The organism is Flavobacterium denitrificans DSM 15936 (assembly GCF_000425445.1).
Classification (GTDB): Bacteria; Bacteroidota; Bacteroidia; order Flavobacteriales; family Flavobacteriaceae; genus Flavobacterium; species Flavobacterium denitrificans.
In genome coordinates this window covers 620,472-641,159 of record NZ_KE384378.1, presented here as the reverse complement: position 1 = coordinate 641,159, position 20,688 = coordinate 620,472, and the positions used below count along the sequence as shown (strand labels likewise).

General features: G+C 32.8%; 12 protein-coding genes. 6 read left to right on the top strand and 6 right to left on the bottom strand.

The features are described from left to right. The first annotated feature begins 139 nt into the window (after positions 1-139). From H600_RS0119390 to H600_RS0119360, 4 genes are all read left to right on the top strand, one after another. Positions 140-2,017, top strand: coding sequence for an AAA family ATPase (locus H600_RS0119390; protein ID WP_026730347.1), 1,878 nt, complete (start codon positions 140-142; stop codon positions 2,015-2,017). Between the two features lie 531 nt (positions 2,018-2,548). Then, positions 2,549-3,670, top strand: a complete 1,122-nt coding sequence (locus tag H600_RS0119380; RefSeq protein WP_026730346.1) for an IS3 family transposase — start codon at positions 2,549-2,551, stop codon at positions 3,668-3,670. Positions 3,671-3,673: 3 nt separating this feature from the next. After that, positions 3,674-4,846, top strand: a complete 1,173-nt coding sequence (locus H600_RS22355; RefSeq protein WP_026730345.1) for an IS3 family transposase — start codon at positions 3,674-3,676, stop codon at positions 4,844-4,846. A 1,418-nt stretch (positions 4,847-6,264) separates the two neighbouring features. Then, positions 6,265-6,750: a hypothetical protein gene (locus H600_RS0119360; protein ID WP_026730344.1), complete on the top strand. Its 486-nt coding sequence runs from the start codon at positions 6,265-6,267 to the stop codon at positions 6,748-6,750. 221 nt (positions 6,751-6,971) lie between these two features. On the opposite strand, the gene H600_RS0119355 is transcribed toward H600_RS0119360, so the two are convergent. From H600_RS0119355 to H600_RS0119325, 6 genes are all read right to left on the bottom strand, one after another. Beyond that, a complete protein-coding gene (locus tag H600_RS0119355; protein ID WP_026730343.1) occupies positions 6,972-8,750 on the bottom strand; it encodes an AMP-dependent synthetase/ligase in 1,779 nt (592 codons plus the stop codon). Positions 8,751-8,929: 179 nt separating this feature from the next. Then, positions 8,930-9,358 carry a hypothetical protein gene (locus H600_RS0119350; protein WP_026730342.1) on the bottom strand — a complete coding sequence of 143 codons (429 nt, stop codon included), beginning with the start codon at positions 9,356-9,358 and terminating at the stop codon, positions 8,930-8,932. A 140-nt stretch (positions 9,359-9,498) separates the two neighbouring features. Beyond that, a complete protein-coding gene (locus H600_RS0119345) occupies positions 9,499-11,895 on the bottom strand; it encodes a TonB-dependent receptor domain-containing protein (RefSeq protein WP_245176605.1) in 2,397 nt (798 codons plus the stop codon). A gap of 180 nt (positions 11,896-12,075) precedes the next feature. Then, positions 12,076-12,924 carry a hypothetical protein gene (locus tag H600_RS0119340; RefSeq protein WP_026730340.1) on the bottom strand — a complete coding sequence of 283 codons (849 nt, stop codon included), beginning with the start codon at positions 12,922-12,924 and terminating at the stop codon, positions 12,076-12,078. Positions 12,925-13,091: 167 nt separating this feature from the next. Continuing rightward, positions 13,092-16,745 carry a phosphoribosylformylglycinamidine synthase gene (purL, locus tag H600_RS0119335; protein ID WP_026730339.1) on the bottom strand — a complete coding sequence of 1,218 codons (3,654 nt, stop codon included), beginning with the start codon at positions 16,743-16,745 and terminating at the stop codon, positions 13,092-13,094. 622 nt (positions 16,746-17,367) lie between these two features. Beyond that, positions 17,368-18,879 carry a hypothetical protein gene (locus tag H600_RS0119325; RefSeq protein ID WP_026730338.1) on the bottom strand — a complete coding sequence of 504 codons (1,512 nt, stop codon included), beginning with the start codon at positions 18,877-18,879 and terminating at the stop codon, positions 17,368-17,370. Positions 18,880-19,162: 283 nt separating this feature from the next. Here H600_RS0119325 and H600_RS0119320 point away from each other — a divergent pair, with 283 nt between their 5' ends. Together H600_RS0119320 and H600_RS0119315 are read left to right on the top strand one after the other, a co-directional pair. Then, on the top strand, positions 19,163-19,594 hold the full coding sequence (locus tag H600_RS0119320) for a PaaI family thioesterase (protein WP_026730337.1): 432 nt from the start codon (positions 19,163-19,165) through the stop codon (positions 19,592-19,594). Positions 19,595-19,597: 3 nt separating this feature from the next. Further along, positions 19,598-20,662: a chorismate-binding protein gene (locus H600_RS0119315; protein ID WP_026730336.1), complete on the top strand. Its 1,065-nt coding sequence runs from the start codon at positions 19,598-19,600 to the stop codon at positions 20,660-20,662. Positions 20,663-20,688: the final 26 nt, after the last annotated feature.

Below are 20,688 nucleotides of genomic sequence, written 5' to 3'. Positions count from 1 at the left end.
AACCGTAAGAAATCTAATAAAATATTATTAATCTTTGATAACTAAGTTTTCTTGGAAAACTTAATTGAGGTAAATTGAAAAACTAATATGAAAGCGAGTTTGCTTTGTTTTTTATAAAATTGCAAAAAAAATAACATTTATGAATCACAATATTATATTTAAGGATAAAAAAGGTGGAGACGATTCTAACAATTATTATTTTAATGATAGTTCAGAGACATTAATTTATTTACCAAAATTTAACGATATTAATATTATAGTAGGTGCTAATAACAGCGGTAAAAGTATGTTTATTAGATATTTTATGAATTCGGATAATATCATTGGTGTAGATATTGATAATTTGAAAAAACACCAAGAATTTTTAAATAATTCTTTTCGTGCATTAAGAAGCAGATTTAAAGAAATAAAAAATAGTGCAGATATTAATGATACAATTAAGGAAAACTTGGAAATTTTTGAAAGATCCAAATATAATTTCTCGCAAGAAATACAGAATACTTATATAGAGTCTATAAGTAATCTGATTAAAGACTTTTCGAAATGTAAACGATATTATATTCCAACCTTAAGATCCGCTCATTCTCTATTTAGATATACTAACCCTGGTTATCAAAAAATAGAAAACGATATTTTTTTAGAAACGCTCAATTATTACTATAAATTAAATAATAAAAAAGTAAATATTTTTACAGGCATTCATCTATATAAAGAAATTCTAAACACGAGAAATTCAAAAAGAGAAATTAGAGAATCTTTCGAGAAGTTTGAGGATTTTATCGGCAAATATTTTTTTGATGGTAAAAAGGTTGATATTGTTGCTGAATTTAATAAGGATGAGAGTTTAGCTGGAAACAATAATTTAGAGAATATTAGTGTTCATATTGAAGGAGAAAAAGAAACTAGAGATTTGTTTAGACTTGGTGATGGAGTGCAAGCTATAATAATTTTGATGTATAAAATTTTTATGGCGGAAGGTGATTCATTTATATTTATTGACGAACCAGAACTTAATCTTCACCCTGGAATGCAACGTTTATTTTTAGAACAAATAACAAATAATGATGATTTAAAGAAGAAAAATCTAACATATATAATTACAACCCATTCTAATCATTTTTTAGATTTAACTATTGAGAAAGAAAATGTTTCGATTTATTCTTTTTCGCCCAAAAAAATAACAAATGGTGAAAAACAATTTATAATAAAAAATGTAAATAGGGGAGATAATGAATTGCTGAGAAATTTAGGAGTAAATAATTCTTCCGTTTTTATGGCAAATTGTAGTATCTGGGTAGAAGGAATATCAGACAGGAATTACATTAAAGCTTTTTTAAAATCGTATTGTGATTTTATTAAAAAATCTTACCCAAAAGAAGATATTGATTTTGCATTTTTTGAATATGCAGGATCAAATATTGAACATTATATTTTTGAAGATGAAGTAGAGAAAGAAGATGTTGAAATAATTTTGAAGGATATAAAGGCCTTATCAATCAGTAATAGAATATTTCTTTTAGCAGATTCAGATGCATCTAAAAAAAACAGTAAAAAAGGAATTAGATTGAAAGAGTTAGAAGAAGCAAAAACAGATAATTTTATTCCTAAAGTTGTTTGGAACATTAGAGAAGTCGAGAATCTTTTGACGAATGAAATGTGGCAAGAAGTTTTAATTGAACTTTGCAATAAAACGTTAGTTAAATCAAACGAAACGGAAATTTTATTAAAAATTAAGAAAGTATTATCTGAAGTTAATTATTCCGATTTTGCAAAAAAATATGTAGGAGAATTTCTAGAACAAATAAGAAATAAAATGGGAAAGATTTCTTCTATTTTTATACTTAATCAATCGGCTTACGAAGTAAAGTCAGATGGTTCATTTGGTACAATAAATAATAAAAGAGATTTAAGTGAACTAGTATTTAATGCTAATTTTTCATGGGAAATTTTATCTAAAAATAAAGAGATTGAAAACTTAACCATTGAGATTTACAATTTTATTACTCAAAAAGAATGAGTAAAATCTCAAGCTCTGCAAAAAAAATAACCCGATCGCACAGTTATGCCTCTACTGTTCGTTAGCACCGATTTGCAATCCGTGCCCGCAACAGTAAGACGCAATACAAATCAAAAAAAACAAAAGCTACAATATCATGTAGCTTTTGTTTTTTATTTTACACAGATAATAAAACAATTATTGTGGGCAATTCCCCCGCTGATACGAACGTCAAGCTTTTGAAAGTAACCAACTTCAAAAATTATGAGCGCTATTTAGACGTTCGCTCAGGCAGGAGGTTTATTCTATAAAAAGTATAATCATTAGAAAAAGAACTATTATAGCTATTAATAGCTTTTTGCTTTTTCGTTCCCAAAGCATCTTTTTTCTTTGGTTTTCTATTTGAACTAGTTTCGCTACATTTTTAAAATCAATATAACTTCTTACACTTTCCATTTTTTTTATCAAAAATATAGAATGGCAAAAACTAAAAAAGCACATTAAGGTTTCATTTATAATACAATAAGACAAATAAAACCTTAACTTTAATAGGTGAAAGAAAAACTAAAAATCTACGACCCTATTTTCAAAGAGAAGGCAATTCAATTAAGTTATGAAAGGGGGAATGTTTCACGAGTTGAAAAAGAACTAAAAATAACACGCTCATTATTGTTTAGTTGGAGAAAAGAGCATCAAAAATTTGGAAATGCAAGTTTTCCTGGAACAGGTAAATTAAAATTAAATCCTGAACAAGAACAAATTCACAAACTTGAAAAAAAACTTAAAGAATTAGAATTGAAATTCGAAATCTTAAAAAAAGGAAATAAATATCTTTTTCAAGACCGATTATCACTTTATCAATTTATAGACAGCAATAAAAAAATATACTCAATCAATAATATGTGCAAAGCTTTAGGAGTGAGCGCAATTACATATTATCGATGGAAAAAACAAATTATTCCAAAAACTCAAATCCGTATAATTTTAATCAAGCAAGAAATAACATCTATATTTTTTGAATTCAAAGAACGATATGGAAGTCCACGAATTACGAAAGAACTCCAAAAAAGAGGCTATAAAATAGAGTGTACAAGAGTAGCGAAATACATGCGACAATTAGGTTTGCGTAGCATGGTGATAAAAAAAAATAAAGTACGAATTAATTCGGAATTTAATCTTTACGCCCCTAATATATTAGATGAAAAATACATAGCAACGCAACCATCTAAAGTTTGGATTTCTGCCATTACTTATATAAAAACCACAAAAGGATATTTATATCTCACAATTATTTTGGATTTGTTTGATCATAAAATAATTGGTTGGAGCCTAGGCGACGGGTTGACTACTAAAGAAACTGTTTTAGTTGCTTGGGAAATGGCTGTTAATAATAGGGAAATTACAAACAAATTAATATTTCATTCAACAAGAGGGGCTCAATATGCTAGTAGAAGTTTTACAAAAACATTAAATTTTCATAAGTCTGTAACCAGAAGTATGAGCAATAAAGGTGACTATTTGGACAATGCTATTGCTCGTGATTTTTTCAATCAATTAAAAAAGGAATTTGCATGCAGACATAAACGCTTGACTAAAAATGAAATGCGAGTCGAAATATTTGAATACATAGAGACTTTGCATAATAAAAAAGAAAGCATTTTTAATTTGAAATGATAAATGAGAAAAAGAAAAAAAACTTATGATAGCATTTTCAAAGAGAATGCAGTCAAATTGAGTTATGAAAGAGGCAATATTTTGCAAGTTGGAAAAGAACTTAAATTATCACGTTCAATATTGTTTAGATGGCGACAAGAATATGAAAAATTTGGATCAGTAGCTTTCTGCGGGAGTGGTAACGGAAAGATAAGATTAAATCCAGAAGAACAAAAAATTAGGGAATTAAAAAGAAAAATTAAACAATCTGAGCAAAACTTTGAAATCTTAAAAAAAGGTGGCAACCACTTTTTAAACGGAAGATTGATGATTTTTAATTTCATAAAAAATAATGAAAAAATATTTCCAATTAAAAGAATGTGTAAAATTTTAGGTGTGGGTGAAATGACATATCGCAGATGGAAAAAACATGTAATTTCAAAAACACAACTTCGAATAACTTTAGCAAAAGAAGAAATTGCTTCTATATTTTTTGATTTTAAACAACAATATGGGGGCTATAAAATTACTAAAGAACTTCAAATTCGAGGTTCCAAAATAGCACGACCGACAGTTTCAAGATATATGAAGCAAATGGGGTTGCATAGTAAGCAGAAGAGGAAGTTTAAAATAACAACGAATTCAAATCATAACAATTTTGTTGCTCCTAATATTTTAAATAGAAAATTTACAGTGAGCGAACCTTGTAGAGTTTGGGTTTCCGACATTACTTACATAAGAATAAAAGATGGTTTTTTATACCTAACAATTATTTTGGATTTGTTCGACCGAAAAATAATTGGATGGAATCTAAGTAATAGTCTGACCACTGAACAAACAACTTTGCCGGCTTGGAAAATGGCGGTTAAAAATAGGGAAATCATAAATGAATTAATATTTCATTCTGATAGAGGGATTCAGTACGCAAATAGAAATTTTACAAAAATATTAGATTCTCATAAATTAGTTACAAGAAGCATGAGTGCTAAAGGAAATTACTGGGATAATTCTATCGCTGAAAGTTTTTTCAGTCGATTAAAGACGGAAATGATATACAGAAATAAACTTCTTGAAAAAGAACAAATGGAAATCGAAATTTTCGAATTCATAGAAAATTGGTATAACAAGAAAAGAATACACTCAGCTTTAAATTTTAGAACAATTGAAGAATTTGGTAAAATGAAAAACATAATTTAACTCAAAACCAGTTCTACGAAGTGTTCTTTTATGAAATTCAATAATCCTCCTGCTGGCGAGAGCGTCCCGCTCGCGCACATGATGAAAACTAATTCAAGCTTTAATATGAGAATCAGAGAATAATTACATCAATAAACCCTGCAAATATCAATTTGTAGAATTTGTTGCAAAAATATTATTTTTACCAATATTTGTTAAATTTCTACAAAATATACTACATTTGTATCTGTAATTAAAAACATAAAAAAACACAATGATACTTTCAGCAAACCAAAATTTTGAAACTTTAGCCGGAGATTCTCCAGCTGTAAGCTCAGGATGCGTGTGTGTTTTTGTGAAATTGAAATGTAAAATTTAGAGTCAAACTCATCATAAAACAGAAAAGCGTCCTCATTTTAGGACGCTTTTTTTGTTTAAAATAGTTTTTGCGAGTGTTTCGACTTCGCTCAACATGACAAGAAAGACGTTTAAAATGATAGAAAACCAAACCAGAACTAAAAAAACTTAAAAAAATAATTAACCAAATGTTTAATGATTAATAAAAATAGGAAGATATAGTCTTGGAAAGTAATCTGATGAGTAACAGTCATTTGATACAAAAATGAGATCTGCACCAGTTTGCGGACAGGAATTTCTTTGTCTAAATTTTAGATATAACTAATTGATAGTCAGAAAATTATTCTTAAAAAAGATTTGGAAATATGATTTTTTTCATCATATCTTTGCCCAACAAAATTGAAACATAGCGTTTCATAAAACAACAACAATTATAAAAAATAAACAAAATGAGTTTTAAATTATACATACACAACGCAGCATTAGTAGCCTCGACTTCGGGTCGTGAATGCTTTTACATGTCGGTGCATCAATATAGGCAATAGGATAGAAATATCGTATTTGTTATGAAGCACCTTTAATCGGGTGCTTTTTTTGTGCCGGTCGTTTAGCCGCAAAGACACAAAGTCGCGAAGATTTTTAAGAAAAGATAAAAAGAAAACTTAGTGTCTTAGTGCCTTAGTGGCAAACGACAAAGGAACAAAGGAACAAAGGAACAAAGAAACAAAGAAACAAAGTGACAAAGGTTCAGAGTGCTAAAAGAAAAAGCTTAGTATCTCAGCATCTTAGTCCCTCAGAAACTAAAAAAAATAAGGATGAATCAAAAAATAGGACTTAGGTCAGACAATAGCAGTCAAACAGATAAAGTGGAATTTAATGAGCCTCCATTTGCCTCGAGCGGAAAAATGGATTTAGAGCTTATTAACCTATGGAATGGAAAGGTGAATTTTAAGAAAATTATATATATCATTTAGAGATATTTCTCTGGTAAAGCAATGGTGCTTTGAACTTTTGTGATAGTGGATTTCTTAGAAAAACTTTCGATTTCCTGAGATTCCCAAGAATTACAAAATCAAAATACCATGCAAAACAATACATTACAACAATATAAAAACGCAATTAGAAAAAAATACGAAATCGAAAAAGAAGGGAAATACTTTGATTATTTGCACCAACCTTCTCGTGGAAAACTTCGTGATTTGTGCTGGTTGATTTTCGAAAATAATCCAACAAAAGAGGATTTGAATGTCTTCAGCAATCTTTTGGGCTTAGATTTCGATCATACGAAAAAGAATAAGTTTAAGGAGAAGAAAGATAAGTTCAGACCTATCGAAACGTTCTTTAAAGGTGAAACAGATCCGTCAAACATTGACGCTATCAATATGGCTGCAATTTTGGTTGATTTTGAATTGCGTCCATTCAAAAAGTTTTACGAAAATTCTAAAACTCAGGAAGCAAAACCAATCAAGCGATTGGAGAAAATGAAAGCAGTTTTTGAAAAGGAAAAGTTTGAAAAAAAGTCTAAGAAAAGAAGTTTCTTTCTAGCTTTTAAAAGCTTGTTTTTCTAGGCCTTTTGCCACAAAAGTGCTAAGGCACAAAGTTTTTTAGCCACTCCCGATAGCTATCGGGATATAAGGAATAACAAAGATTGTTTATAAAATCTGCTCAAATCTGCTAAATCTGTGTGAAACTAAAACATCGCAAAGATTTTTTATAGGTGTTTGCACAATTAAAAAAGGCTGTCTAAAATTTTAGACAGCCTTTTCCTTTGGTTAATTATTTTGGAATTTTAATTATGACCATAGATTTTAGCGTAAAGATCTTTGTAGATTTCTTTAATGATTTTACGTTTTAATTTTAGAGTAGGAGTAAGTTGTCCGCCGTCAATCGACCAAACATCTGGAGTCAATTCAAAACGTTTTACTTTTTCCCAGTTTCCAAATTTCTCATTGATGCTTTCGACTTCTTCGTCAATACGTTTAATTACTTCTGGATTTGAAGCAATTTCCGCATTAGAACTACCTAAAGTTATTTTGTGGATTTTTGCCCATTCTTTTACGAATTCAAAATTCGGCTGAATAAAAGCACCCGGCATTTTTTCGCCATCACCAATTACCATAATCTGCTCAATAAAACGAGATTGTTTCATGGCGTTTTCAATGATTTGTGGTGCAATATATTTACCACCAGAAGTTTTGAACATTTCTTTTTTACGGTCAGTGATTTTCAAGAAACCTTCGCTGTCAATTTCTCCAATATCACCTGTGTGGAAATATCCGTCTTGTAAAGCTTCGGCCGTTTTTTCTGGATCTTTGTAATAGCCTAACATTACGTTTGGACCTTTGCAAAGAATTTCGCCGTCTTCGGCAATTTTAACTTCAACGTTGCGAATTACTTTTCCAACAGTTCCAATTTTGAAACCTCTGTTTCTTTGGTCGTTCACCGCAATTACAGGAGAAGTTTCAGATAAACCGTAACCTTCCATAACCGGAATTTCTGCAGCGGCAAAAACTCTAGTCAAACGTGGTTGTAAAGCGGCACTTCCAGAAACCATCAAATCTAAATTTCCTCCCAAGCCTTCTTTCCATTTGCTGAAAATAAGTTTGCGGGCAATTTTCAATTGAAATTCATACCAAGCACCATTTGCGCCGTATGGTTCGTATCTTAAACCTAAATCAATAGCCCAGAAAAACAGTTTTTTCTTGATGCCTGTTAATTCAGTTCCTTTTGCGTAAATTTTATCGTAAACTTTCTCTAAAAGCCTTGGCACAGCTGTAATTACAGTCGGACGTACTTCTTTTAAGTTGTCACTGATTTTGTCAATCGATTCTCCAAAATAAACCGAAACACCATAATATTGATAGATGTACAAAATCATTCTTTCAAAAATATGGCAGATAGGCAAGAAGCTCAACGCCGTGCTTTTTCCCGGATCAAACGGAATTCTAGGCGCGCTGTCTAATACATTTGACACAATGTTTTTGTGCGAAAGCATAACGCCTTTTGGTTTTCCAGTTGTCCCAGAAGTATAAATAATAGTCGCTAAATCATCAGTTTGAATGCTGTCTTTTCTAGCTTCAACTTCGCTTTGATTGCTTTCGTCTTCGCCTGCTAAAAGCAAATCAGTCCAGTGTTTGCAGCCTGCAATTTCATTAAAAGAATAAACCTCTTTTAAAGTCGGTACATTAGCTTTGATAAGGTTTACTTTATGAAGTACTTCTTCATCAGAAACAAAGCAGTACATACTGCCGCTGTGATTCAATATATATTCGTAATCTTCTTCAGAAATGGTTGGGTAAATGGGCACAGTCTGCGCACCAGTCTGCAGAATACCAATATCCATAATATTCCACTCTGTGCGGTTGTTTGAGGTAATCAAGGCAATTTTGTCATCTTTCTGGATGCCCATGCGCAATAATGCTCTTGAAACTGCATTTGCTTTTGCAATATATTCCTGGCTAGATGTTTTTTCCCAGACTCCGTTTTTTTTCGTTGCTAAGGCAACCGGAAGGTTGTAAGTTTCTTGTTGATAATAGGGAAAATCAAAAAGGCGCGTGATTGAAACCATGTTTATTATGTTGAATTTTATCGCAAATTAAATAAAAAATAGGTATAATTTTTAATTTTGTGGAATTTTATGGGAAAATTTATAGGGACTCTTAAAAATCAACGAAAACGTTTTCTTTTTTGTAGTAAATTTTCGAAAAAACTAAAAATTGTCTAATTTAAAATGCCGTTTTTTTCAGATTATTGTACATTATAATCTTCATATACTTTGACTCTTTCTCCCATCAGAAACATTTTTTTCTTGGTAAAATGAATCGAAAATTGAGAATAAATCCATTCGTTGCTATCATTGGGTCTGTACCAAAAAGTGTACGATTTGCTATTGAAACCTTCTTTGAAAACTGGAATTCCCTCTTCTGTACATTCAATTCCCCAGTTGATTTTCTTTTTGCTTAAATCAATTCCTTGAATAAATCCTGTTCCATCTGGATTTAATTGCGAAATTGGTTCTTTTTGGCCAATTGGCGCATAGGTTCCAGAAACAGGAAAACCGATTGTAGTTGTAATATAACGTTCTTTAGAATTGTGAGTGATTGTGTTTACTTCAACTTGCGAATAAGATTTCGCAACAAAAAATAGAGCAATAAGCAATACGTGTACAGATTTCATTCTATGTAGGTTTAAGTGTTTTTGGCGTCTGGAGAAAATTAATTACAGATTCTCAAGGCGAATATACTTTAAATTTCCATAGAAAAAAGCAATCCCAATTACAAGAATGAGTTTTTTTCAGATTTTTATTTTCTGTATGATTATTCAGTTGAAAACTGATTTTCTAATAGTTTTTCTTTGAAATCAGATTTAAAAGTGTAGGCAAAAGTAACCATCAGTGCACGAGTGTCTGATTTGTTGGTTCTGTGATTAGAAAAAAGCGCTGTGTTGTTTTTGTAGCCACTTTCAAGTGTGTTGAACATATCGGTTACAGTTAACCCTAAACGAGCATTTCCTTTTCCGATTTTTTGCTGAAATCCCATATCGACATTGTAAACCGGAATTCGTTTTCCTTGAGGCGTTGCCACAGCCGAATTATAATTACCAATAATTTGCAATTTTCCGCCTTTCCACGGAATAAAATTATTGATCATTTTTCCGTACCAGCTGAAAGCATTGCTAACAATATCTTCGCCCAAATTTGACGCGTTTATATTTTGTTGAAAAGCAGTCAAACTGATATTTGCGTCATAAAAACTTACTGGTTTCAGCGTGAAAATAGTTTCTAAGCCATATGTAATCATGCTTCCGATATTTTTCGGCATTAATAAAACGACGCCATTATCTTGAAGTTCGGCATATTGTCTGATGGTGTTTGTCGCATTTCTATAAAAAGCATTTGTAGAAAACGAATAGTTGTCCCAATCGTGATTATAACCCAGTTCGGCAATGTGAATAATTTCAGGCTGTAAATATGGATTTCCACTGTGAGGATTCAAAGCATCTGTAATATCCACAAACGGATTCAATTCGTCTAAATCCGGTCGGTTGATACGTTTGCTGTAGCCAATTTTTACCGATTCATCTGAAGCTAAATTCAATTGTAACGAAGCCGAAGGAAAGAATTTGGTATAATTGTTCGAAAAATGATCCGTCTTTTTTTCTGTTTCGCCGTTATTTGAAACTTGTTCTGCACGCAATCCCAAATTGTATTTCCATTTTGGATTTTCGATATTGCCAATAGAAGAATTCAGCATGCCGTAAAAAGCGTTTATTTGTTCGTTATAATCAAAAGTATTGCTTGCAATCGGATTTACCACATAATCGCCATTGATTAAAGTTGCCGTTTGAAATTCCGAATTAAAAAATCGGTAAGTTCCTTTGTAGCCCGTTTCAAGCATTGTTTTTGTTGATAGCGGTACAGCATAATTTAAAATAGCGTTTGTGATATTTTCATGTTCATAATTGTGGGTGCGCTCGTATAAAACAGCAGCAATTTGATGATTGTATTGATCGTAATTATAAGTATCAATATCCGTATTTTCGCGATCATGATTAAATGAAGAAGTAATGCTGGCATTTAACGATTTTCGGCTATCATCGAATTTTCGGTCATAATTAAAAGCAAACTCGGCTACTTTTGAGCGCTCTAATTCTAAAGAATGTCTTTTGCTTTTAGAGAAAAAATCATTGGTACTGGTGTTGATTTGAGTATACAATGTTTCGTCGTTATCTTGACTTTCCGTATTTCCAATCGCTTCAAATGAAAAACCGTTTCTTTCGTTTGGCGTATAATCAACATTAAATTTTAGATTTTGCAAACCTTCTTTACGTTCGTCATTTCTGTGCTGCTTGATGTAATGCTCATCATCAACAAAATAATTCGTTCTTTCAGTGTCTACTTCTTTGGTTCTGCCAGCAAAACGATTGTCGTAACCCAAACCAATGTTCCATTTGGCTGTTTTATTATTTAAAAGTACCGAACTGTTTATTCTTCCTTTCGCACCAAAACCTGTGCCCAGAACGACAGCTCCATTTAAACCGCTTTGATTGTTCTTTTTTAGTTTGATGTTGATGATGCCACTTTCGGCATTTGCATCATATTTCGCCGTCGGATTGCTGATTACTTCAATGCTTTCAATACTGCTCGCCGCAATCTGATCCATATTAGTAATAGTAGAATTTTTTCCGTTGATCAAAATCATAGGCGATTTTCCGCGTAAGGTGATGCCTCCTTCAGCATCTACAGCAACTGTCGGAATACTTTTTAGCATATCAGTCGCCGTTCCGCCGGATTGCGAAATATTCGAAACAGCGTTAAAAATAAAACCTTCATTGGTTTTCTGAATTTGTTTTTTCTGTGATTTTACAACTACGTCATTCAGCAAATTAGCATCGTTTTGTAATTTGATTGTTCCGATGGAAACTGGACTTTCAGCAACTTTTATCTTTTGAGAAATCGTTTTAAAACCTATTAATTTAAATTGAAGCTGATAATCTCCAGAAGGAACATTCTCCAAAGCAAAATTGCCCAGAACATCGGTTACGGCATAATTGGCTATTTTGGTTGAATCGCTGGCTTTTTTTAAAACCACATCAACAAATTCGACAGGAAGTTTTCCGTCAGTGATATTTCCTTTTATGGCTGTCGTTTTTTGCGCAAATGAAAATTGGCTTATAAGGAATAATAGAGATGGGAGGTATATTTTGTGCATCATTTTTTTCATGAGACAAAGATATTTATCTCAGTAAATGAAGCTTTTTAAAAGGCCTTAAGATATCATTAAATTAGTCTTATTCTATTTTAAGGATTGGTTTAAACGAAAATAGTAAAATCACAAAATAGCCCTAAAACTATTTTGTGATTTTAAACCAAATAATGGAAGTTAGTCGTGCTTTTACTTGTAAAGCGTCACTTTAAGATTGGACGAAAAGTAATTATTAAAGCCATACAGCATAATGTAATAATCGCCAGATGATGGATTTAAAATGGTGATATTTTCATTTGCTCTGTTTGATAATATGCTTGCTTGATCTGCGGTCCATTTGTAAGGGTAATTAGAAATGATAGAAGGCTTGCTTCCTTTTCTAACAAACAAATCGGCGCTGTTTAAATAACAACCTCCATCTTCAGAAGTTTCAATAACCATTTTCTTTATGTTTGAAGGGACTTTTACCTGAATAATTTTCCCTTCTCCTGAATTTCCTTCTACACATTGATTTACTACAATGTTTGTGTTGCCTGTACCAGTGCCACCGCCAGTGCCCCCTCCGGTTCCTCCTCCAGTTCCACCGCTATTATCGGGAATTCTATCTTCATTTTTGCCATTTACAAGAAGTTTCCAGTCAGAACCATTACGAATTAAATCAATTTTATTGGTTTTGCCTTTAATAAATGCATCTGCATTCAATGTACCGGTATATTCTTTTCTAGTGCTTTCATATGGTGTTCCAAATCCCCATTCCCTTACATAAAACGAATATGTTACCGCATCACCACTTAATTTAAACTGAGAAACGCTTCCATTTTGTAAAGCATATTCTTCCGATTTGTAAAAAGGAATTCCTATCCCATCATTGAGCACAAGACTTAAGGCGCTAACTTTCGATTCATTTGCTGTATTTAATATTTCGCAAACGGCAATAATATCTCTCAGGTCTGGGTTGAGATCCTCTTCGCTAACGCATCCACTCAAAAGTAAAATAGGAAATAGGATTAAAGATCTTAAAAGTTTGTTGTTCTTCATAGTTAAGAAAGATTTGTTTTAAAATTTAATATCGACAAATCTAAAAGCTTTGCATTTGAAATAAAATACACCTTTTGGCGTATTTTTTAGAGAAGGAAAGTGTTTTGACTGGAATAAAAAAGGCTGCCTCTAAATGAGGCAGCCTTCCTGTTGTTTGAATTTTATTTTTAGTTTTTCTCAATCCATTTTCTCGCATTGACAAAAGCTTCGTGCCAAGGTGTAACCTCGTCATTTCTGTCTTTTGGATAATGCGCCCAGTTCCATTGGAAAGTCGAACGCTCAATGTGAGGCATCATAACTAAGTGTCTTCCCGTTTTGTCGCACATCATTGCGGTGTTGTAATCAGAACCGTTAGGGTTTGCTGGGTATCCTTCGTAAGCATATTTAGAAACAATGTTGTATTGATCTTCTGAATAAGGCAATTTAAATTTACCTTCTCCGTGAGAAACCCAAACTCCTAAAGTGCTTCCTGCTAAAGTAGATAACATAACAGAGTTATTCTCTTGAACTGTTACAGAAGTAAAGATACTTTCGTGTTTTTGACTTTCATTATGGTGCATTTTTCCGTGAACTTCATGTTCTGGATTAATTACTTCTAATTCCATAAACAACTGGCATCCGTTACAGATTCCAACAGATAAAGTATCTTCTCTTTTAAAGAAATTATCTAAAGCAGTTTTTGCTTTTTCATTGTATAAGAAAGCTCCAGCCCAACCTTTAGCAGAACCTAAAACGTCAGAATTAGAGAATCCACCAACTGCTCCGATAAACTGAATATCTTCAAGCGTTTCGCGTCCAGAAATTAAATCCGTCATGTGAACGTCTTTTACATCAAATCCCGCCAAGTACATTGCGTTTGCCATTTCGCGCTCAGAATTACTTCCTTTTTCACGAATAATCGCCGCTTTTGGTCTTGGTTTTGAGTTGTCTATTTCTGGTTTCTTTCCTGTGAAATGTGCAGGGAAAGTGTAATTTAAAACTTGATTTTTATAGTTTTCAAAACGTGCTTTCGCAGTTCCATTTTTAGATTGTTTTTGATCTAATAAATAAGAAGTTTCAAACCAAACGTCTCTGTAAGTTGGAATATCTAATTTCCAGTTTCCAACTTCTAAAGATGCTGTAGAAGTTACAGAACCAATTTTGAAGAATTCAACATTATTAGCTTTTAATTTAGCTTCAACAGCTGCATCAGATTTTGCTTGGAATACGATTCCGATGTTTTCTGCAAAAAGGATTTTCAATAAATCTTTTTCTGCAAAAGCAGAGAAATCAATTTTTGCTCCAAGATTTACATCAGCAAAACACAATTCTAATAAAGTAGTAATTAAACCACCACTTCCGATATCGTGACCTGCTAAAATTTGGTTTTCACCAATTAAATCTTGGATTGTATTAAATGCATTTTTGAAGAAAGAAGCATCTTTAATTGTAGAAGTTTCATTTCCGATTGTATTTCTGATTTGTGCAAAAGACGAACCTCCTAATTTGAAATCGTCTTGAGACAAATTGATATAATAGATTGAATCTCCGTTTTTCTGTAAAACAGGTTCAACTACTTTTCTAATATCGGTACAGTTTCCAGCAGCTGAAATAATAACCGTTCCAGGTGCGATTACTTCGTCGTTTGGATATTTTTGTTTCATTGAAAGTGAATCTTTTCCAGTTGGAATATTGATGCCCAATTCAATTGCAAATTCTGAACAACCTTCAACAGCTGCATATAAACGAGCGTCTTCACCTTCGTTTTTACAAGCCCACATCCAGTTTGCAGATAATGAAACTCCTTTTAATTGATCTTTAATTGGCGCCCAAATCAAGTTTGATAACGATTCTGCAATGGCATTTCTAGATCCCGCAACTGGATCAATCAAAGCAGCGATAGGAGCGTGCCCGATAGAAGTTGCGATTCCTTCTTTTCCTAAATAATCCAAAGCCATTACACCAACATTGTTCAAAGGCAATTGTAACGGACCAGCATTTTGCTGTTTAGCAACTCTTCCTCCAACGCAACGGTCAACTTTGTTTGTCAACCAGTCTTTTGAAGCGACAGCTTCTAAACGTAAAACGTCTTTTAAGTAGCTTTCAAAATCATTTGCCGAATAAGAAACAGCACTATATTTTCTGTCTACAGTTTTATCAGTCATGATTGTTTTTGGAGAACTTCCGAAGAAATCTTCTAAAGCATAATCCATTGGTTTTGAACCATTAGTTTTTGATTCGAATGTAAAACGGTGATCTCCTGTTACATCTCCAACTTCGTACATTGGAGAACGCTCTCTGTCAGCGATTCTTTGTAAGGTATCGATATCTTTTTGACCAATAACCAATCCCATTCTTTCCTGAGATTCGTTGCCAATAATTTCTTTTGCAGAAAGTGTTGGATCTCCAACTGGCAATTTATCTAAATCGATTAAACCTCCAGTTTCTTCCACCAATTCTGAAAGACAGTTTAAGTGTCCGCCCGCACCGTGATCGTGAATAGAAACAATTGGGTTATTGTCGCTTTCTACTAAACCACGAATCGCGTTTGCAGCACGTTTTTGCATTTCAGGATTTGAACGCTGAATTGCATTCAACTCAATTCCTGAACCAAAAGCTCCTGTATCTGCAGAAGAAACCGCAGCACCACCCATTCCGATTCTATAATTTTCTCCTCCAAGAATTACGATTTTATCGCCTTCTTGTGGTTTGTGTTTAATTGATTGATCTAATTTTCCATAACCAATTCCACCTGCTTGCATGATTACTTTATCGTAACCAATTTTTCTGTTTTCTTCTTCGTGTTCGAAAGTTAAAACAGAACCTGTAATAAGCGGCTGTCCAAATTTATTTCCGAAATCAGAAGCTCCGTTTGACGCTTTGATCAAAATGTCCATTGGCGTTTGGTACAACCATTTTCTTTCTTCAACAGCATTTTCCCATTTTCTGTCTTCTTTCAAACGAGAATATGAAGTCATGTAAACAGCAGTTCCAGCTAAAGGAAGTGAACCTTGTCCTCCTGCTAAACGGTCACGGATTTCTCCTCCTGATCCAGTTGCAGCACCGTTGAAAGGCTCAACAGTTGTTGGGAAATTATGTGTTTCGGCTTTTAAAGAGATAACCGAATCAAACTCTTTTATTTCGTAAAAATCAGGTTTATCTGCCGATTTCGGTGCAAATTGCTGCACTTTTGGTCCTTTTACAAAAGCAACGTTGTCTTTGTAAGCAGAAACAATATCGTTAGGATTTTCCTGAGATGTTTTTTTGATTAATTTAAAAAGAGAAGTTTCTTTTTCTTCGCCATCAATAACAAAAGTTCCGTTGAAAATTTTGTGACGGCAGTGCTCTGAATTCGCTTGAGAGAAAGCAAAAATCTCAGAATCCGTCAATTTTCTTCCTAATTTAGTTGAAAGATTATTTAAGTATTCAACTTCCTCTTCGCTTAAAGCTAAACCTTCAACTTTGTTGTAAGTTGCAATATCATCAATTTCCAAAATTGGTTCTGGCTGAATGTTGATAGTGAAGATTTCTTGATCTAATTCGTTGAATTTTTGGAAAAGCATTGGATCAAAATCATTGAAATCAGCCGTTGCTGGATGAAATTCTTCGATTCTGATAATACCTGAAATACCCATATTTTGAGTAATTTCTACAGCATTTGTACTCCAAGGTGTAATCATGGTAGCGCGCGGACCAACGAAGTAACCAGACAATGCTGATTTTTCGATTTTACTCGCGTCGGCAAAAAGCCAGTTTAATTTTGAAATGTCTTGAGCTGAAATTTCGTTTTGCGTTTGTACGGCAAAAACAGTTTTGCTTTGGTTTTCAAAGAAATGGATCATTTGTGTAGTTTGTTGTATTGAGCTGCAAATTTAATGTAAATAAATAGTAAGCGCAAATTTGGAAACCATCTCTTTTCAAAAAAAATGAAATTGCTTTTTTCTTGCATTTTTTCTACCAAAAAGACGCAAAATCAAGTGGTTTGGGTCTTTGATGAAAATTAAAGATTATTTAAATTTTCTTTTTTGATAAGCGCTGATATATTAAAGTTTTAGACGAGAAATAATCAAAATTAAAACGACATTAATTTTAGTTTTTCAAAAAAGTAGATTTGCAAAATTTATGAAGCATGCAAATTATCAAAAAGGAATATTTAAAGAAAAAATGTGGTTTTTAGAATAAAAAATGTGGTTTTTTCTCTGTTTTCAGATACAGTTTATCATTTGGAGGAACGAAATCCGAGCGATAACGAATTGGCGAAGCAAATCACATTCGAGAATCGACAAAGATTAGATTTACGTTACAATATTGTGTAGAGAGCATCTAACGTATTGCCGATATTTGTTGCGTAGAGGCACTGCAGTGCGTCTCTACAATATGCTTTGTGAAATTGTAAACCTTTGCGATTTAGCGTCTTTGCGAGATTATAACTTTTGCATCTTAGTGCCTTCGCGGCAAATAAAATTATTTCGGAAAATCTTTACTCTGATAAGCACCCAAATCTGGAGGAGAAGTTCTCGTTATTCCTAAAATATCTGTTGGAATGATGTATGCCTGATTCCCTTTCGCGAAAGCGGCAGAAGTTTTATCAATGTTGAATTTATTCTGGGAAACATTATGAAATTTAGGATTTTCATTCAGAATGATATTAGTATAATGTGCAGGATCTGTTTTGAATTGATAATTTGGATCTGTACTTGAACTATTGAATTTCAATAAACAGTTGTTCAATTGATAAACAAAAGCTGCATTAGCATTTTTGCTCAAATTGAATTCATTGAAATTTGAACCATAAATAATGCAATTGTTGAAAGTCGCTTGCGTCAATGGATTTGTTTCTGGACTCGCCCCCGCTAAGCTATTGCTGACATTTACTGCAAAATGAGAACTATTTTGCCAATTGTTATTAAAAGTACAATGCGCAAAACTATAATTTCCGCCATAAACACAAGATAAACTTGATATTCCAGCGTAATTTATGACTAAATTTTCTCCGTTGATTTTGCCATTTTTTGATAAAATTCCGTGTTCGGCAAAATTATAAAACTGACTGTTTTTGATTTGTATCGTATTTGCGGTATTCCTAATGTCAAGACCTGTAACAGCATTTTTCAAAGTCAAATGATTTATAGAATGCGTTCCACTTTGATTTTCTATAATAACCGATTTCCACTGTCCGGGAATATCAGAATAAAGTGATTCTAGGCGATCACCTTCAAAAATAACTTCGTTTTCTAATTTATCTGTTGCTGAAACTGCGCCATTAATTTGTAAAGAAGCGTTTTTAGCAACATACAATCCAGAATTGACATGAAAATGAACTCTAGCACCGGCTTCAAAACTTACCATTTTATTTTCGGGGACACCTGCGTAACCATAAATTACATAAGGTTTTTGTTTTGTGAAAAGAAGCTCATTGCCGTTTACAAGATCATTTTCGCTTAAATAAAATCCGTCAACATCTTTGCCGTCGATTTTTATTTTTTCTTTTGTTCCGTCTGGATTTTGATTAGGATATAAAAATACCGCATCTTGAATTAAAGTGACCAAAGCAACTTCTTGAAGATTGGCACCACTATCAAATTGAATTTCGTCAGTATATAAAAAATCAGTCGGATTCGCATCTGTAATATCGGCAGTAGTTTCGATAAAAATGTACAAACTGTCTTTTGCCAAGAGTGTAACATCTTTAAAAATCTTTCCGTTGTTGCCGGCCATTCCATCAACGGTCATTCGGTATTTAGAGCTTAAACCTTTTTTTAATTGAATAATCGGAATCGAAATGTCGTTTTTGCTTTGGTTGTAAACTTTCAATTGATAAGTGCTCGAGCCAATATTTTTGAAAACAGTATCCAAATAAACGGTGTCTTTTGAAAACTTCAAATCTCCAGTGCTGGCAACGGTATCAAAGTCAGTTCTGCATGAACTAAAAGCCAAAATGATTCCGAAAATTAAAAGTGCAAAATATCGACGCATTTAAAAAGTTTTTTTAGCCACGAATTACACCAATTTTCACGAATTAAATTGAAATAATTCGCGAAAATTGGTGTAATTCGTGGCTGTATTTTTAAAATCCTTTAAATCTGTGTAATCTGTGGCAAAAAAAAGCCAAAGATTAATTTTTGATTGTTTTTGTAAAAATAGCAAAAAACTGACAAGTTCATAATTGATTTTTAATTTTAGTCCCGAAATTTCGGGACCGTTTTTTTAGATTTATGTGTTATCTTTCTTTAATTTTACGATTTAAAAGTTTATTTTAATGAATCACACAAAAGAGCAGATTTTGGCGCGCTGTAATGAGTTTTCAAAAAACACCTTAATGGAAACGCTTAAAATTGAATATATCGACGCCGGAGAAGATTTTTTAACTGCAAAAATGCCTGTAAATCCTAGCGTTCATCAGCCAATGGGATTGTTGCACGGTGGTGCTTCTGTAGCTTTAGCAGAAAGTGTAGGAAGTGCAGCTTCTTTCTTTTTCATCAATCCGAAAGAGCAGGAGGTTAGAGGCATCGAAATCTCGGCAAATCACCTGAAAAGTATTCGTGAAGGTTATGTTTTTGGAACAGCCCGAATCATTCACAAAGGAAGAAGTCTTCATTTATGGGAAATTAAAATTACCGATGAAGAAGGGAATTTGGTTTCGCTTTGCAAATTGACGAATATGGTTTTGGACAGAAAGAAAAGTGAATAAATTATGAATCCATTTTTCTTAAAAATAAAAAATCATAAAGAACAAAACTTGCCTTTTGTACTTTATTCAAAGCCCAACACCACAAATCTTATTGGAATTTTACAACAGAACAATAATTTGCATACTGTTTCAGATTACAGCGAAAAAGGCTTTGTTTTTGCTTCTTTTGATGAAAAACAGCTGATTTTAATTCCAGAACATGGATCGGAAATTATTACTTCTGAAATAGAGCCGACTTTATTTGCCTCCATCGAAATTGATGATTTGAGTTTTGATCCCGAAGCTAAATTTCAATTTGAATATTTAGTTGCTCAAGGAATTGAAGCGATAAAAAATGAAGAATTCAAAAAAGTAGTTTTATCGAGAAGTGAAGAAGTACCGTTGTATGAATTTGATTTTATCGAAACTTTTCAGCATTTAGTTCAATTGTATCCTGCAACATTCTGTTATTGCTTTTTTCACCCAAAAATTGGAATGTGGATGGGGGCAACACCAGAAAAACTTCTAAAAGCAAACGGAAATGTTTTTGAGACTATGGCTTTAGCGGGAACGCAAAAAGATAATAATCAAGCAGAAATCATTTGGCAGCAAAAAGAAAAAGATGAACAGCAGTTTGTAACCGATTTTATCGTAAAAAGACTTAGAGAATTTACTGCTTCGGTTGTGGTTTCTGAGCCTTATAGTTTAAAGGCCGGATCGATTTGGCATATTAAAACAGATATTTCGGGTGTTTTAAAAGACAATTCAACTTTAGAAGAAGTTGTTGATACACTACATCCAACGCCAGCCGTTTGCGGACTTCCAAAAAAGAAATCGAAAGCATTTATTTTAGAAAATGAAAATTACGACAGAACTTTCTATACGGGTTTTCTGGGTGAATTAAACAGTACTTTTGCAGGAAACAATGCTAGTTCTGATTTATTTGTAAATTTACGATGCATGCAAATTCAGGACGAAAAAGCAATTTTGTACATGGGTTGCGGAATCACAAAAGAAAGTATTCCTGAAAAAGAATGGGAGGAAAGCGTCAATAAATCTATGACGATGAAAAGAGTATTAAAAAAATAGTTTCATGTTCAAAGTTTCAGGTTTCA